General features: G+C 33.0%; 14 protein-coding genes. All 14 read left to right on the top strand.

Going from position 1 to position 18,035, the window contains the following annotated elements; genetic code table 11:
• The first annotated feature begins 16 nt into the window (after nt 1-16).
• The 14 genes from K5Q11_RS05540 (at nt 17) to dnaJ (ending at nt 17,945) form a co-directional block, all read left to right on the top strand.
• Entirely contained in the window at nt 17-1,726 is a 1,710-nt protein-coding gene (locus K5Q11_RS05540) for a proline--tRNA ligase (protein ID WP_220751785.1), read from the top strand.
• A gap of 71 nt (nt 1,727-1,797) precedes the next feature.
• Nucleotides 1,798-6,114, top strand: coding sequence for a PolC-type DNA polymerase III (locus K5Q11_RS05535; RefSeq protein WP_220751783.1), 4,317 nt, complete (start codon nt 1,798-1,800; stop codon nt 6,112-6,114).
• 118 nt (nt 6,115-6,232) lie between these two features.
• Complete coding sequence (rimP, locus tag K5Q11_RS05530; protein WP_220751781.1) at nt 6,233-6,709, top strand: ribosome maturation factor RimP; 477 nt, start codon at nt 6,233-6,235, stop codon at nt 6,707-6,709.
• Between the two features lie 11 nt (nt 6,710-6,720).
• Nucleotides 6,721-7,791 (top strand): transcription termination factor NusA, encoded by a 1,071-nt coding sequence (gene nusA / locus K5Q11_RS05525; RefSeq protein WP_220751779.1) that lies wholly within the window; start codon nt 6,721-6,723, stop codon nt 7,789-7,791.
• A gap of 36 nt (nt 7,792-7,827) precedes the next feature.
• Complete coding sequence (gene rnpM / locus K5Q11_RS05520; protein ID WP_220727739.1) at nt 7,828-8,127, top strand: RNase P modulator RnpM; 300 nt, start codon at nt 7,828-7,830, stop codon at nt 8,125-8,127.
• Entirely contained in the window at nt 8,117-8,449 is a 333-nt protein-coding gene (locus tag K5Q11_RS05515; protein ID WP_220751777.1) for a L7Ae/L30e/S12e/Gadd45 family ribosomal protein, read from the top strand. Before rnpM ends, K5Q11_RS05515 begins: the two co-directional genes overlap by 11 nt.
• 4 nt (nt 8,450-8,453) lie before the next feature.
• Nucleotides 8,454-10,721, top strand: a complete 2,268-nt coding sequence (infB, locus tag K5Q11_RS05510) for a translation initiation factor IF-2 (protein ID WP_220751805.1) — start codon at nt 8,454-8,456, stop codon at nt 10,719-10,721.
• Nucleotides 10,722-10,749: 28 nt separating this feature from the next.
• On the top strand, nt 10,750-11,106 hold the full coding sequence (gene rbfA / locus K5Q11_RS05505; RefSeq protein WP_220727740.1) for a 30S ribosome-binding factor RbfA: 357 nt from the start codon (nt 10,750-10,752) through the stop codon (nt 11,104-11,106).
• Between the two features lie 83 nt (nt 11,107-11,189).
• Entirely contained in the window at nt 11,190-12,104 is a 915-nt protein-coding gene (truB, locus tag K5Q11_RS05500) for a tRNA pseudouridine(55) synthase TruB (RefSeq protein WP_220751775.1), read from the top strand.
• 12 nt (nt 12,105-12,116) lie between these two features.
• A complete protein-coding gene (gene ribF / locus K5Q11_RS05495) occupies nt 12,117-13,058 on the top strand; it encodes a riboflavin biosynthesis protein RibF (protein ID WP_220751773.1) in 942 nt (313 codons plus the stop codon).
• Nucleotides 13,059-13,159: 101 nt separating this feature from the next.
• Nucleotides 13,160-14,197, top strand: coding sequence for a heat-inducible transcriptional repressor HrcA (gene hrcA / locus K5Q11_RS05490; protein WP_308442917.1), 1,038 nt, complete (start codon nt 13,160-13,162; stop codon nt 14,195-14,197).
• A gap of 15 nt (nt 14,198-14,212) precedes the next feature.
• On the top strand, nt 14,213-14,791 hold the full coding sequence (grpE, locus tag K5Q11_RS05485; protein WP_220751770.1) for a nucleotide exchange factor GrpE: 579 nt from the start codon (nt 14,213-14,215) through the stop codon (nt 14,789-14,791).
• A 22-nt stretch (nt 14,792-14,813) separates the two neighbouring features.
• Complete coding sequence (gene dnaK / locus K5Q11_RS05480) at nt 14,814-16,670, top strand: molecular chaperone DnaK (RefSeq protein ID WP_220751767.1); 1,857 nt, start codon at nt 14,814-14,816, stop codon at nt 16,668-16,670.
• 129 nt (nt 16,671-16,799) lie between these two features.
• Entirely contained in the window at nt 16,800-17,945 is a 1,146-nt protein-coding gene (gene dnaJ, locus K5Q11_RS05475) for a molecular chaperone DnaJ (protein WP_220751765.1), read from the top strand.
• The last annotated feature ends 90 nt before the right edge of the window (nt 17,946-18,035 follow it).

Raw genomic sequence — 18,035 nt, 5'->3', positions numbered from 1 at the left:
TTTTAAGGAGAGTCATATGAAACAATCAAAAATTTTAATGCCTACACTAAAAGAAGCACCTAAAGGTGCGGAAGCTTTAAGTCATCAATTAATGCTTAGAGCAGGATATATTAAACAAATTTCAGCTGGAATGTATGCATATTTACCATTGGCTTATCGAGTAATTTCTAAAATAGAAAAAATTATTCGTCAAGAAATGGATAAAATTGATGCTAATGAAACCTTAGTTCCAGCAATTTTACCTGCTAAATTGTGGGAAGATTCTGGACGTTTAGCTACTTATGGTCCTGAATTATTTAAGTTAAAGAATCGACATGATACTGACTTTATCTTAGGACCTACACATGAAGAAACATATACAACCATAATTAAAGATTCTATTAAGTCATATAAAAAACTACCTTTAGTCTTATATCAAATTCAACCTAAATATCGTGATGAAGACCGTCCTAGATATGGACTATTGCGTTGTCGTGAATTTCTTATGAAAGATGCATACTCTTTTTCAATTAATGATGATGATTTAGATCGTATATATAAAGATATGAAAAAGGCTTATGAAAACATCTTTAATCAAGTTGGTTTAAAGTATCGTAGTATTATCGGTGACGGTGGTGCTATGGGTGGTTCTGATTCAACAGAATTTTCTGCTCCTGCTGCGGTTGGTGAAGATACCATCGTTTATTCTAACGAAGGTGATTATGCCGCTAACATTGAAATGGCTACTAGCAAATATACTGGTGAAAAATCCAATGAAGCAGCAAAAGATATAGAAAAAATTTCTACACCTAACGTTGAATCAATTGAAGACGATATCGAAAGCCTAAATACTGATGCTAAACATTTGATTAAAAGCGTTTTATTTATGGCTGATGGAAACCCTGTTTTAGTTGCATTACGTGGTGATCATGAAGTAAACGACGTTAAAGTTAAAAATTATTTAAAAGCTGACAACTTAGAATTAGCTTCTGCTGATGATATTAAAAAATACATGCATACTACTAGAGGATATGTAGGACCAGTTAAATTAGATGACTCTATCAAGTTATTAGCTGATAACTATGTAAAAGATATGGTTAATGTTTATAGTGGCGCTAATGAAGATGGTTATCACTTCGCAAATGTAAATCCAGAACGTGACTTCAATGAAGTTGTCTACGGTGACTTTAGAATGGTTGAAGAAGGTGAAATTTCTCCTGATGGTTCTGGAGTTTTAAACTTTACTCGTGGAATTGAAATTGGACACATCTTTAAACTAGGCACTAGATATTCTAAAGCTTTAAATGCTAATGTTTTAGATGAAAATGGTCGCGAAGTACCGGTTGTAATGGGTTGTTATGGAATTGGAATTAGTCGTTTATTAACAGCGATTGCTGAACAACAAGCTGACGAAAATGGACTAGTTTGGCCTAAAGAAATTGCACCTTTCGATATTCATGTAATTCCAGTAAACGCTAAAAAAGCTGATCAAATGGATTTGGCTAATGAAATTAATGACGATTTGGCTCAAGCTGGATATCAAGTATTAGTTGATGATCGTAAAGAACGAGCTGGGGTTAAGTTTGCTGACTCAGACTTAATTGGAATTCCAATTCGAGTAACCGTTGGCAAAAAGGCTGCTGAGGGTATCGTTGAAATTAAGATGCGTAAGAGTGGCGAAACTATCGAAGTTAAAAAAGAAGAACTTAAAAATACAATTGAAATCTTACTTAAAGATGTTCAATAGTAATATAAAAGACCAGTGAAATACGTAACTGGTCTTTTTTAATCTTTGATTTATAGGAGGTCTTAGAATTAATGAATAACCCTGATTTATTTGTTAAATTGTTAAATCAGCTTCAAATGTCGGAATCATCAGATGATTCTGATTTTAAAAACGGTTCAATTGACCAAATTAATGTTCATAAAAAATCAAATCGTTGGGATTTCTTGATTAGTTTAGATAATATTTTACCGTATAAAAAGTTCGTAGACTTTTATAGTCGAATGCAGGCTACATTTAGTCCTATGGCAACTACCAATTTATTTATTAAAACTAGAAATAACGAATTTGATAATAAATTATTGGGTGAGTATTGGATTTGGATAATAAAGAATAGTGGAGTGTCCACTTCTCTAATTCAAACTTTGTTGAATTCAGAACCACCTAAGTTGATTGAATCTAAAGTTGAATATGTTGCTGAAAATGATATTGTCAAAAATTTCTTAGTGCAAAAAGCTTTAGGTCCAATTGAAGAAATGTATACACAACTTGGTTTTCCATCTTTTCATATAAATATTAGAGTAGATAATACAGCGTCTCAAGAAAAGATAAACGAATTTAGGCAAAAAAAAGAAATGGATGATGCGAAGTTAGCACAAAAAGCAGTCGAAGCCATAAAAGATGCTAATCAAAAACGTGAAACTAATAAAAAAGCAGTTGTACCTAGTGGCAAAGTGTCCATTGGAAAAAAAATTAACGCCGATGATTCAATTACTAAGATGTCTGATATTTTACAGGAAGAGCGTTCAGTAATTGTTAATGGTCATATTTTTGATAAGGAAATTAGAGAATTACGTTCAGGACGTCAATTAATGATTTTGAAAATAACTGATTATAGTTCTTCCATTGTTGTTAAAAAATTTTCTAATAACGATGATTATAAAAGTCAGTTTGCAGGTTTACAGGAAGGTGAATGGATTAAAGTTCGTGGAAGTGTTCAAGAAGATAATTATACGCATGAATTAACTTTGAATGCTTATGATATAAATCCGTTTGAACATGCTGAACGCATAGACACTGCTGATGAAAAGCGTGTTGAATTACATTTGCATACACAAATGAGTCAAATGGATGCTACTAATAGTATTGATGATTTTGTAAAGCGAGCTAAAAAATGGGGCCATTCAGCTATTGCTATTACTGATCATAGTGGTATTCAAGGTTTTCCGTTCGCTTATAAAGCTGCCCAAAAAAATGAATTAAAAATGCTATACGGGGTTGAAGCTAATGTAGTAGATGATGGGGTTCCTATTTCATTTAATAATGATGGTCGCGAATTATTAGGTGCTACCTATGTAGTGTTTGATGTGGAAACAACTGGATTATCAGCTATTTATGATCGAGTAATTGAACTTTCGGCTGTTAAAATGGTTCATGATAATGTTGTTGATCAATTTGAAGAATTTATTGACCCAGGTTTTCATCTATCTGAGCAGACAACTAATTTAACTTCAATTACTGATGAAATGGTTAAAGGCTCTAAATCAGAAGCTGAGGTTTTTAAATTATTTAGAGAATTTTGTGGAGATGCAATTATAGTAGGTCATAATGTAACTTTTGATGTTGGTTTTATGAATACTGGTTATAAAAGACATGGAATGGATGAAATTGCTAATCCCATTATCGATACATTGCCATTAGCTAGATTTTTATATCCACATTATAAAAGTTACCGTTTGAATACATTGGCTAAAAAATTCAATGTTTCTTTAGAACATCATCATCGAGCAGTTTTCGACGCCGAAAGTACAGGACATTTAAACTATTTATTCTTAAAAGAAGCTGAAAAGCAATATCAAATCACTAAAATTGATCAATTGAATGAACACATGTCTGATCATGGAGCTTATCGCCACGCTCGGCCATTTCATGCTATTTTAATGGCTAAGACGCAAGCTGGTTTAAAAAATATGTTCAAATTAGTTTCTTACTCTAATGTAAATTACTTTTACCGTGTTCCTAGAATTCCTAGAAGTATATTGGAAAAATATCGTGAAGGCATCTTAGTTGGATCTGCTTGTTCTAAGGGTGAAGTTTTTACAGCTATGATGCAAAAAGGTAAGGATGAAGCTCGTAAAAAAGCTAAATTTTATGACTATTTAGAAGTTCAACCTAAGGCAGCTTATCAACCACTGATTGATTCGCAATTAATTCATGATACAAAGCACTTAGAAGAAATTGTTAAAAATATGGTAGATTTAGGAGATGAACTGCAAAAACCGGTAGTAGCAACAGGTGATGTTCATTATTTAGATCCACATGATTACATTTATCGTAAAATTTTAATTCATTCACAAGGTGGAGCAAATCCACTAAATCGTCAAAAATTACCTGATGTTCATTTCTTAACAACAGATGAAATGTTACAAGATTTTTCCTATTTAGGTGAAGATGTTGCTAAGAAAATTGTAGTAACTAATACTAATAAAATTGCAAACGAAATTGATGATGTACACCCAGTTAAAGATAAGCTATATACACCGCATATGGATGGAGCCGAAGATAAAATAAGAGATAAAACAATGGCGACAGCTTATGAATTATATGGCAATCCATTACCAGACATTATTGAAAAACGTCTAAAAAAAGAATTGAAGAGTATTATTGGAAATGGTTTCTCCGTAATTTACTTAATTGCACAAAGATTAGTAGCTAAGAGTAATAAAGATGGTTATTTAGTTGGTTCTCGAGGTTCAGTGGGTTCAAGTTTGGTAGCTACTATGGCTGGAATCACAGAAGTTAATCCATTACCACCGCACTATCGTTGTCCTAAATGTAGATATTCACATTTCTATACAAAAGGTGAATATAGTTCCGGCTATGACTTGCCACATAAAAAATGTCCAGAATGTGGAACTTTAATGATTGGTGATGGACACAATATTCCGTTTGAAACTTTCTTAGGTTTTACTGGTAATAAAGTTCCTGATATTGATTTGAACTTTTCAGGTGACTATCAACCAATTGCTCATAATTATCTAAAAGTATTGTTTGGTGAAAAAAGTGTTTATCGTGCGGGTACTATTGGTACTATTGCCGATAAAACTGCTTATGGATATGTTAAGGCTTATGAACGTGAAACTGAACAAACAATGCGAACTGCAGAAATTGATCGATTAGCTAAGGGAGCTACTGGGGTTAAACGTACTACCGGACAACATCCCGCTGGAATTATTATTGTTCCAGATGATATGGATATTTACGATTTTACACCAGTGCAATATCCAGCTGATGATCAAAATGCTGCCTGGGAAACTACGCATTTTGATTTCCATTCCATACATGATAATATTTTGAAAATGGATGTTTTAGGACATGATGATCCTACTATGATTAGAACCTTACAAGATTTGTCAGGTATTGATCCACAATCTATTCCGATGGATGATCCTGGAGTAATGTCAATTTTTTCTAAACCTGATGTTTTAGGGGTGGATGAAAAACAAATTAATTCTAAAACCGGAACTTTAGGGGTTCCAGAATTTGGAACTAAATTTGTTAGAGGTATGTTAGAACAAACCCATCCAAGTAATTTTTCAGAGTTATTACAAATATCTGGATTATCACACGGAACTGATGTTTGGTTAGGTAATGCTGATGAATTAATTAAGGATGGTAAAGCTACTATTGCTAATGTTATCGGTTGTCGAGATAATATTATGACCGATTTAATTAACTGGGGATTAGACTCAGAAACATCATTTCAAGTTATGGAACATGTAAGAAAGGGACGTGGAATTCCCGATGAATGGCAAGAACAGATGCGTCAAACTAAAGTGCCTAATTGGTATATTGAATCTTGTTTAAAAATTAAATATATGTTTCCAAGAGCGCATGCGGCAGCCTATGTTTTGATGGCTTTAAGAGTTGCTTACTTTAAGGTTTATTTCCCATTAGTATATTATTGTGCTTATTTTTCAGTGCGAGCAGATGACTTTGACATTGTTTCAATGTGTCATGGTAAAGATGCAGTTAAGTCAGCAATGAAAGAGATTACTGATAAGGGCAACGATGCTTCTGCTAAAGAAAAGAATTTATTAACTGTTTTAGAATTAGCTAACGAAATGTTGGAACGTGGTTTTGGTTTTAAAATGATAGATTTAAACAAATCAGACGCATCTAAATGGTTAATTGAAGGCAACAATTTGATAGCACCATTTAGATCAGTACCAGGATTAGGGTTAAATGTAGCTAAACAAATTGTGGCTGCTCGTGAGGACAAGCCTTTTATATCAAAAGAAGATTTGTCTAAGCGTGGTAAAGTTTCTAAGAAGTTAATTGAATTTATGGATTTAAATAACGTATTAAAAGGTTTACCAGATGAAAATCAATTGAGTCTGTTTGATTTCTAATTGAGAACTTTATGTTTTTGTGTTACTCTATTAGGAGAGATATAGAGTACTTAAACGAGTGAGCAGGGATGCTCGCTCTTTTTATTGGACTAATATTTAAAGATTAGGAGGTATTCTTTTGAGCAAAGTAACTGAAACCGTAACTCAATTATTAAAACCAATTTTAGAAAAATATGATTTTTATTTATATGACATTGAATTTGTTAGTGAAAGTGGTAGCTGGTATTTAAGAGTTTATATTGACAAAACAGGTGGTATTACAATTGAGGATTGTGCTTTGGTATCTGATGAATTAAGTGAAAAATTAGATAGCATTGAACCAGATCCTATTCCTCAAGCATATTACCTAGAGGTTTCTTCTCCCGGAGCAGAACGTCCTTTAAAGAAAGATTCTGACTTTCAAAGTGCGATTGGAGAATATGTAAATGTGTCACTTTATGCACCAATTAAGGGTAATAAAGTTTTTGAAGGAACTTTAAAAGATATTCAAGATGATACTTTATTTGTTGAATATAATGATAAAAGTGTTATGAGAACAGTGGAAATACCAAAAAGTTCAATTGCTAAAGCTAGATTAGCAATTAAATTTGATTAAGGAGAAGAATAATGAGTAAAGAATTAGTTAGTGCTTTAAATTCTTTAGAAGAAGATAAAGGCATAAAAAAAGAAATAATCATTGAAGCATTAGAAGCAGCTTTAACATCTGCTTATAAACGTAATTATAGTCAAGCCCAAAATGTTGAAGTAGAATTTGATGACAAAAAGGGTAACATTCATGTTTATGCAGTAAAAAAAGTAGTTGAAGAAGTTGTAGATAGTCGATTAGAAGTTAGCATAAAAGATGCATTAGAACTTAATAAGGGTTATGAATTAGATGATGAAATTAAGTTTGAAGTGACTCCTAAAAACTTCGGTAGAATTGCTGCACAAACTGCTAAGCAAGTTATCATGCAACGTGTTCGTGAAGCTGAAAGAACCATGGTCTACAACAAATTTAGTAAGTATCAAGATGAATTGATAACTGGTGAAGTAGAACGCCAAGATGGTCATTTTGTATATGTTGACTTAGGTCAAGTAGAGGCTGTAATGCCAGTTAGTGATCAAATTCCTGGCGAAATTTACCGTCCACAAGACAAAGTTAAGGTATATGTAAATAAAGTTGAAGATGCTACTAAGGGACCACAAGTTTTTGTTAGTCGTACTGCTCCAGGTTTGTTAAAACGATTATTTGAAGAAGAAGTTCCAGAAATTTATGATGGAACAGTTGAAATCGTTTCAATTGCCAGAGAAGCCGGTGACAGAGCCAAAGTATCTGTTCGTTCTAATAATGCTGACATTGATCCTGTCGGAACTACAGTTGGTACTCGTGGTCAAAGAGTACAAACTATCGTAAATGAATTAAGTGGTGAAAACATGGATGTGGTTGAATGGACTGATGATAATGCTCAATACATTGCTAATGCCCTTAATCCGTCAGAAGTAGTAGATGTTATTTTTGACTCAGAAAATGAACGTGCTTGTACAGTGATTGTTCCAGATTATCAATTATCTTTAGCTATTGGTAAAAAAGGTCAAAATGCACGCTTAGCTGCTAAACTTACTGGCTACAAGATTGACATTAAATCTGAATCCGAGGTTTCCGGTGACTCATCTGATATAATTGAAGATAATGATTAATTAATCGTATAATATCAATAAGAAAGGGGATTGCACATGAAACGTAGAAAGATTCCTATGCGAAAAGATATTGTAACTGGAGAAATGGCTCCAAAAAAAGAATTAGTTAGAATTGTTAGGGATAAAGAAAACAATGTTTCTGTTGATGAAACAGGTAAAAAATCCGGTCGTGGAGCTTATGTTTCCATTGACGTTGAAATTGCTAAAAAAGCTAAGCAAGCTCGAACATTTGACAAAGTTTTTGCTGTAAAATTAGATGATAAATTTTATGATGATTTAATTGAATATATTGACCATAAACAGGCAAGAAAGCAATTATTTGGCGATGGAAAATAATATTGTAAATAAGAAAATTCTTAATTTAATAGGAATTGCTAGAAGAGCTGGTAAAGTAGTTACTGGTGAAGATATTATATTGAGTGCAATTAAAAAGAATAAAGTTCGCTTTCTTTTAATTGCTAGTGATACAGGTAGTTCAGTTTATAAAAAATTTAATGATAAAGCTAAATTTTATAAAATCCCAACTAATTGTTCTTTTAATAAAGCACAAATTAGTGATGCTATTGGGATGCAGAGAACTATTTTAGGCATAAATGATTTAGGCTTTTCTAAGAAATTATCTGAATTAACAATGCAAAATAATGAAAAAGGAACGTGATGATATGGGTAAAAAAAGAATTTATGAATTGTCAAAAGAAATTAGAGTAGATAGTAAGAAAATTTTGGATAAAGCTAAAGAAAGGGGTTTTGATGTTAAAAACCATATGTCAACTTTAGGTGACAATGAAGAAAAGCAAATCCGTGAATTTTTTGCTAAAAACAAAAACAATCATAAAAAGAATAATTATCACAATAACAATAACCACCATAATAACCATCCGCATAATGGTGGCCAAAATCATACTAATAATAATGACACTAACAAACCAAATCATGACAATAAAAGTACAGCTAATAAAAGCAATACCACCAATCATGTAAATAACAGTCACACTAGCAATAATAATCATGCTAGTGGTGATAACAAGGGTAAAAATAATAAAAAACGTTTTAATAAGAAACGTAATAAGTTTAACCGTCATAATAAATTTAGCGGTATGTATACTAAGAATCAACGTATTCGTCAAATTCATAAAGAGAATAAGTCTAATCAACGAAAAGAAAGACCATTGCCAGAAACTTTGGTATATTCAGTTGGTATGAATGCTCAAGAAATTGGTAAGTTATTACACCGTGAACCTGCTGAAATTGTTAAGAAATTATTTATGTTGGGTGTTATGGTTAACCAAAATGTCTCTCTAGATAAAGAAACTATTGAGTTATTGGCTGCTGATTATGGTATTGGTGCTGAAGAAAAACAAGAAGTTAATGTTTCTGATATTGATAAATTCTTTGAAGAAGAAAACAACAATACTAAATACCAAGAAGCAAGAGCTCCGGTTGTTACTATCATGGGACATGTTGACCACGGTAAAACTACCTTACTAGATTACTTAAGACATTCTCATATTACATCTGGTGAAGCCGGTGGAATTACTCAAGCTATTGGTGCGTACCAAATTAAACACGATAATAAAAACATTACATTCTTAGATACTCCAGGACATGCTGCCTTTACTGAAATGAGAGCTCGTGGTGCTGATGTTACCGATATAACTATTTTAGTAGTAGCTGCTGATGATGGTGTTATGCCACAAACTATTGAAGCTATTAACCATGCTAAAGCTGCCGAAACTCCAGTTATAGTTGCTGTTAATAAAATTGATAAACCAGGTGCTAACCCTGACCATGTTATTGAACAACTTACTGGATATGGCTTAGTTCCTGAAGACTGGGGTGGAGATACTATTTTTGTTAAAATCTCTGCTAAGATGGGAACTAATGTTGATGAATTATTAGACATGATTTTATTACAAGCAGATGTGATGGAACTTAAGGCTAATCCTAAACAACACGCTGCTGGTTCAGTAATTGAAGCTCGTTTGGATCGTGGTCGTGGTCCGGTAGCTACTTTATTAATTCAACAAGGTACAATGCACGTGGGTGACCCAATTGTTGTTGGTGACACTTTTGGACGAGTTCGTACTATGAACAACGAAAATAACAAAGAAATTGATACTGCTAAACCATCAACTCCAGTAGAAATTACCGGTTTAAACGATGTACCAAAGGCTGGTGACCGTTTCGTTGTATTTGATGACGAAAAGACTGCGCGTGCAGCTGGTGAAGAACGTGCTAAAGAAGCTCAAGTTGAAGAACGTAAAAAGAATAATAGTGTTACTTTAGACAACTTATTTGAATCACTTAAAGAAGGTGACATGAAAGAAGTTGCTGTAATTATTAAGGCTGATGTTCGTGGTTCAGTAGAAGCAATTAGTTCTAGTTTAGAAAAAATTGATGTAAAAGGTGTTAAGGTAAACATTGTGCACAGTTCCGTTGGTGCAATTAATGAAAGTGATGTTGCGTTAGCTGAAGCAAGTAATGCAATTATTATTGGTTTTAACGTTAGACCTACACCACAAGCTAAGATTCAAGCTGATGCTGATAGTGTTGACATTCGTTTGCATCAAGTTATATATGATGCTATTGATGAAGTTGAATCTGCGATGAAAGGAATGCTAGCTCCTAAATACACTGAAGAAGTTACAGGTGAAGTGGAAGTTAGACAAATTTATAAGGCATCTAAGATTGGTACGATTGCTGGTGGAATGGTAACTAATGGAGTTGTTAAGAATGATAGTAAGTTAAGATTAATTCGTGACAACGTAGTTATCTATAGTGGTGACATTGATAGTTTGAAACGTTTCAAAGACGATGCTAAAGAAGTTAAACAAGGATTTGAATGTGGTATTACTATTGAAAACTATAATGATATTAAAATTGGTGATGTCATTGAAGCTTATGAAATGAAACAAGTTCCTGTTAAATAGTAATTATTACTAAAAGGGAGTGTAATTTATGACACAAAATTACAGAGTTGGTAGATTAGAACAAGAAATCCAACGTGAAGTTAATGACATATTGTTAAAACGTGTTCGTGACCCACGAGTAGATGGAGTTACAATTACCGGAGTAGATGTAACTGGTGATTTACAACAATCAACAATCTATTACAGTATTTTATCTGATAAAGATGCTGATGAAGAAAATACACAAAAAGGTTTAGAAAAAGCGACACCATTAATTCGTGGTGAACTAGGTTCTAGATTAAGTATTTATAAAACACCAGAAATTAAATTTGCTTTAGATAATTCAATTCAATATGGAAGTAAGATTGATCAATTGATTAATAAATTAAAACGTGAAGATAAATAATTTAAAAAAGAGCTTGTTGGTTATAACAAGCTCTTTTTTTATTATGATATAATTTTTCTAAGAAGAAATTTTAGGAGGAAATTATGCTTAACGGAATAATACCACTGTTTAAAGAACGTGGGATGACTAGTTTTGATTGTGTTAGAAAACTAAGAGGTATCCTAAAAATGAAGAAAATTGGTCATAGTGGAACGCTTGACCCTAATGTTGACGGAGTTTTGCCCATTTGTTTAGGAAATGGAACTAAAGTAGTAGATTATTTAATGAATTCAGGGAAAATTTATCGAGGTAGTATTACTCTTGGCTTTTCCACTACTACCGAAGATTTAGATGGTGAACTTGTTGATCAACAGGCACTTTTAAAGCCATTAAATGATGACCAAATCAATACGGCTTTAAACGAATTTGTTCAACCGGAATTAATACAAATACCACCTATTTATTCAGCAGTTAAGGTTAAAGGTAAAAGACTGTATGAATATGCTAGAGAAGGCTTAGAAGTTGAAAGGCCTGAAAGAAAAGTTAGGATTGATTACTTTAAACAAACTAAACCTTCTATTTATGATACAGATAAGCAACAACAAACTATTTATTTTGAAGTTGGTTGTGGTAAAGGAACCTATGTTAGAACTTTAGCAGTTGACTTTGGTAAGAAATTTGGCATACCAGCTGTTATGTCTGACTTAACTCGTATTAAAAGTGGAAATTTTGATATAGATAAAACGGTAACTCTGAAAGAAATTGAATCAGCAGCTAAAAATAATGATTTTTCGAATATTGTATATTCAATTGATCATGCTTTAATTAATTTTAAGCATATTGACTTAACTCCTAAGCAATGGAAAATTGTTAAAAATGGTGGATTCTTGTCTTCAAGTGTCATTAATCAAAATGATGACTATCTTGTGTTAACATATGAAAATGACATTAAAGCGTTATATTATTTTGATTCAACAAAAAATATATATAAACCAGAAAAAATGTTTAATGTTAATTAGGAGTTAATAATATTGGAAATAATTAAAATTAACCATTCAACACATGAACAATTTCATTTTGATACGCCATTAGTTATTGCTATGGGATTTTTTGATGGTGTACATTTAGGACATCAAAAAGTTATTAATACAGCTAGAAAAATAGCTGAACAAAAGGGATTACCTTTAGCGGTAATTACCTATGATCATAAGCCAGAATTAGTTTATAAGAAAATGGATGGCAATGATAAAAGATATATTACACTTTATCGAACTAAGATGAACATTTTAGAGCATTTAGGTGTGGATTATGTATTTTACATTAATTATAGTTATAGCTTTCAAGCTCAAAGTCCACAAAACTTTGTTGATAATTATTTAATTAATCGATTTAATGCTGATACAGTAGTAGCTGGTTTTGATCATACCTATGGTGATAAAGATGCAGATATGGATAGATTACCTCACTATGCTGATAATCGATTTTCAGTTGTTAAGGTTTCAGCTGATTTAAGTGATAACAAGAAGGTTAGTTCTACTCGAATTAGACGTAATTTAGAGTCGGGACATATTAAAACTGTTAATAAACTACTAGGCCGACCTTTTTACAATGAAGGGGTAATTGTACATGGATATGCTCGTGGCCGTGAACTAGGATATCCAACTATAAATATTGACTATGATGGTTTACAAATGATGCCTTCAATTGGAGTGTATGTTACCAAAGTAAAAATTGGTAATGAGTGGTTTAAAGGAATGGCTTCAATTGGTAGAAATGAAACCTTTGGTGATAATAATCCAATTACATTGGAAATAAATTTACTTAATTTTAATCGCAATGTATACGGTGAAAATGTCCAAGTTAAATGGTTATACAAAATTAGAAATCAAGTAAAGTTTACGGGAATAGATAACTTAATCTTGCAAATGAATCACGATAAAATGGTAACAGAAAAGTTCTTTGAAAATGTTTGATATTCTTGAGTTCAATTCTTGACTTATAACTGACCTTTTGTTAAATTATATATGTGGTTAGCACTTATCAACCTTAAGTGCTAAAAAGGGGTGATTGATTGATACTTAGTGATAGGCAAAAAATGATTTTGCGAGTTATTATAAATGACTATACATTGTCTGGCGTGCCTGTTGGTTCTAAAGTTTTATCAAATCAACTGCCGATACATGTTAGTTCTGCAACTATTAGAAACGAAATGGCTTACCTTGAGAAAATGGGATTAATTAACAAAACTCATTCTTCTTCGGGTAGAGTTCCATCCAATGATGGATATCGTTACTACGTTGATAATTTACTAGCATCGACACCACTTACTAATGATGAGCTTTTAACAATTAAAAAATCTTTGGATGGTAAATTTCATAAAATTGATGAGATTGTTAAACATTCAGCTAACATTCTTTCTAATCTTACTAACTATACAGCTTTAACTCTTAAACCAGAAAAAGCGATGAGTAGTAAGTTAGAGGGCTTTAGGTTGGTTCCGTTAGGTAATCGTCAAGTAATGGCCATTATTGTAACTGATAATCAAGATATAGAAAATCAAATTTTTCATATTCCTGATAATGTTACCGGAGATCAGCTTGAGGCTGTGGTCAAAGTTATTAATAGTAAACTCGTTGGTAAACCCATTCCAATTGTAATTAGTAAGTTAAAAAATGAAATTAGGCAAGAAATTAGTAAGTATATTAAGTCACCTAATGGATTTTTAGATACTTTTTATGATGTGTTAAGCGAGGTAAATCGTGATAAGTACTATATTGGTGGTCAACTTAATTTATTAGACTTTGTTGATGATACCGATTTTAGTTATATAAAACCACTTTATGCTTTGCTTAATCGGGATGATGATGTTTCTAAAATGCTTAGTAATCCTCGTGACCCTATATCTGTAAAAATTAGTCCTAAAACTAATGATGACCTACTTAAGAACTACAGTGTTATCACTGGTTCATATGATGTAGGCCCATATGGAAAAGGTATGATAGCAATTCTGGGTCCTACGAGAATGCCATATTCTAAGATAATTAGTATTGTTAATGGCTTTAGCGATGAATTGTCTAAAAAGTTATTGCAATACTATAATCATTATGACTGATAAAGGAGGATTCAAATGGCTAAAGATAAAGAAGAAAAGAATACTGATCAAAAGGTTTCATCTAAGAAAGAGCAAACTAATTCTGAATCAGTGAAAGATAATTCTTCAAAGAAAGCTAAAGACAAAGAAGTATCTCCTGAAGACAAAAAAATTAAAGAATTAGAAACTAAAGTAGATGAACTTTCTGATAAATATTTGAGATCTGAAGCTGAAATGCAAAATATGCAGACTCGCTTTAAACGTGAGAAAGCTAGCATGCTTAAATATGATGGTCAAAAGTTAGCATCATCTATTTTACCAGTCATTGACAACTTACAACGAGCAGTTGAAGTTGAAGTGAATGATGATGGTGGTAAACAATTGAAAAAAGGTGTTGAAATGGTAATTAGCCATTTTAACAAAGCACTTGGAGAAAATGATATTGAATCAATTAATCCTTTAAACGAGAAATTTGATCCAAATCTTTGCCAAGCTGTTCAAACTGAAACTGCTGATGAAGAGCATCCAGCTGATACAGTAGTTAAAGTTTTACAAAAGGGATATAAATTATCTGATCGAGTTATACGTCCAGCCATGGTTGTTGTAGCTCAATAATAAAAATTAGGAGGAATTAATTATGGCAAGTAACAAGATTATCGGAATTGACCTTGGAACAACTAACTCTGCTGTGGCTGTTCTTGAAGGTAAAGAACCAAAAATTATTACAAATCCTGAAGGATCAAGAACTACTCCTTCTGTCGTAGCATTTAAGGATAACGAAACTCAAATTGGTGAAGTTGCAAAACGCCAAATGATTACTAACCCTAATACTATTGCATCAATTAAGAGTCACATGGGTGAACAAAATTACACAGTTGATGTAAATGGTAAAAAATACACACCTCAACAAATTTCTGCAATGATTTTACAATACATTAAGGGATTTGCTGAAGATTACTTGGGTGATACAGTTAGTGAAGCAGTTGTTACAGTTCCTGCTTACTTTAACGATGCCCAACGTCAAGCTACTAAAGATGCTGGTAAAATTGCTGGACTTGATATTAAACGTATCATTAACGAACCAACTGCTGCAGCTTTAGCTTATGGTTTAGACAAACAAGATAAAGATGAAAAAGTTTTAGTATATGATTTAGGTGGAGGAACTTTTGATGTTTCTGTACTTGAATTAGGTGACGGTGTATTCCAAGTTCTATCTACTAATGGTGATACTCATCTTGGTGGTGATGACTTTGATAAAAAAGTTATGGATTGGTTAATCGATAACTTTAAGAAAGAAAATGGAGTAGACTTATCAAAAGATAAGATGGCATTACAAAGATTAAAGGATGCTGCTGAAAAAGCTAAGAAAGACCTTTCTGGTGTTTCTGAAACTGAAATCAGCCTACCATTCATTTCATCTGGTGAAAATGGTCCACTTCATTTGCAAACATCATTAAGCAGATCTAAGTTCAACGAATTAACTTCTGACTTAGTTGACAAGACTAGAGTTCCATTTGAAAATGCATTGAAAGATGCTGGTCTACAAACTTCTGATATTGATGAAGTTATTTTAAATGGTGGTTCTACTAGAATTCCAGCTGTTCAAGAAGCTGTTAAAAACTGGACTGGTAAAGAACCTAACCATTCAATTAACCCTGATGAAGCAGTTGCTTTAGGTGCTGCTGTACAAGGTGGAGTTTTAACTGGTGATGTTAAAGATGTTGTATTGCTTGATGTTACTCCACTATCATTAGGTATTGAAACTATGGGTGGTGTATTTACTAAATTAATTGACCGTAATACAACTATTCCTACTTCTAAATCACAAGTATTCTCAACCGCTGCTGACAATCAACCTGCCGTAGATATTCATGTCTTACAAGGTGAACGTCCAATGGCTGCCGATAACAAGACTTTAGGTCAATTCCAATTAACAGATATTCCTGCTGCACCTCGTGGTGTTCCTCAAATCGAAGTTAAATTCGATATTGATAAGAATGGTATTGTTAACGTATCTGCTAAAGATAAGGGTACTGGTAAGTCACAAAACATTACCATTAAAGATTCCAATGGTCTTTCAGATGATGAAATCAATAAGATGATGGATGAAGCTCAAAAGAACGAAGAAGCAGATAAGAAACGTAAAGAAGAAGTTGACTTGAAGAATGAAGTTGATCAACTTATCTTCCAAACTGATAAGACTTTGAAAGAAGTTGAAGGTAAAGTATCTGAAGACGAAATCAAGAGAGTTAAAGATGCTGAAGATGCATTGAAGAAAGCTAAAGAAGACAACAACTTAGATGATATGAAAGCTAAGAAGGAAGAACTAAGCAAAGAAGTTCAAGCCGTAGCAGTTAAGTTGTATCAACAAAAACAAGCTGAAGGTCAAAATGGCCAAGATGCATCTGCTTCAGATGGTGATTCATCTAAGAAAGACGATAGTACCGTTGATGGTGATTTCCACGAAGTAAATGATGATAAAGATAAAAAGTAATTCACGATTAATGTAATTACTAATGAGTGAATAAGAAGTCAAAGTCTGACTCGTTAGGCTTTGGCTTTTTATTTAACAGTATGCTACTCTTAGCATGACTTTTGAATAAAATATTGTGGGGGATTCAAAATGGCTAGTAAAGACTATTATGAGATTTTAGGCGTTTCTAGAGATGCTAGTGATAGTGATATTAAGCATGCATATCGAAAATTGTCTAAAAAGTATCATCCCGATTTAAATAAAGCACCTGATGCGGAAAAGAAATTTAAGGAAATAACTGAAGCTTATGAAGTATTAGGTGATAAAGATAAGCGTGCCAATTATGATCAATATGGTTCTGCTGATGGTCCACAAGGATTCGGTGGCGGCTTTGGTGGCGGTGCCGGTGGATTCGGTGGCGCTGGCGGCTTTGGTGACTTTAGCGATATTTTTGGTTCTTTCTTTGGTGGCGGACAACGTGCAAGGCGTGATCCTAATGCGCCTCAACCAGGTCGAGACCTTCAATATCAAATGACTCTAAACTTTGAAGACGCTATTTTTGGTAAAAAAACCACGATTAAATATAATCGTGAAGCACAGTGTGACACCTGTCATGGTAATGGTGCCAAACCTGGTACACATCCAGAAACTTGTCATAACTGTAATGGAAGTGGTTATGTAACTGCTGTAAGTAATACACCATTAGGTAGAATGCAAACACAACGCCCTTGTCCGGTATGTAATGGTTCTGGTAAGGAAATTAAAGAAAAATGCCCTACTTGTGGTGGTGCTGGTAAGACTGATCAAAAACATGAAGTTGAGGTTGATATCCCAGCTGGTGTAGATGATGGTCAACAAATGAGATTGCAAGGCCAAGGTGAAGCTGGGACTAACGGTGGACCATACGGTGACTTATTTATTATTTTCCAAGTTAAAAAGAGTAATGAATTTGAACGAGATGGCTATAATTTAGACTATCAACAAGAAATTTCATTTGCTCAAGCAGCTTTAGGTTGTGAAATTCCGGTTAAAACAGTTCACGGTGATGTTGAATTGAAGATTCCAGCTGGAACTCAAACTGGAACTACTTTCCGTTTACGTGGCAAAGGTGTTCCTAAATTAAATAGTAATGGTAATGGTGATCAACATGTTCATATTAAAGTTGTAACACCTAAGAACTTGAATAAACGCCAAAAACAAGCTTTACAAGCATTTGCTGAAGCTAGTGGTGATAAAGAATATAAAAATGGTGGTTTCTTCGAAAAAATGAAAGATGCTATCAATGGTAATAAATAATAAAAAAGGACTATTTTGTACCGCCTTAAAAAAGTTAGACATAATATCTAATTTTTTAAGGCGGTTTTTTTATGTCAAAATATTCAACTA

This window comes from Apilactobacillus xinyiensis (assembly GCF_019656235.1).
GTDB lineage: Bacteria > Bacillota > Bacilli > Lactobacillales > Lactobacillaceae > Apilactobacillus > Apilactobacillus xinyiensis.
Note: the sequence above shows the minus strand (reverse complement) of the source record. Positions and strands in the feature narration are given on the sequence as shown.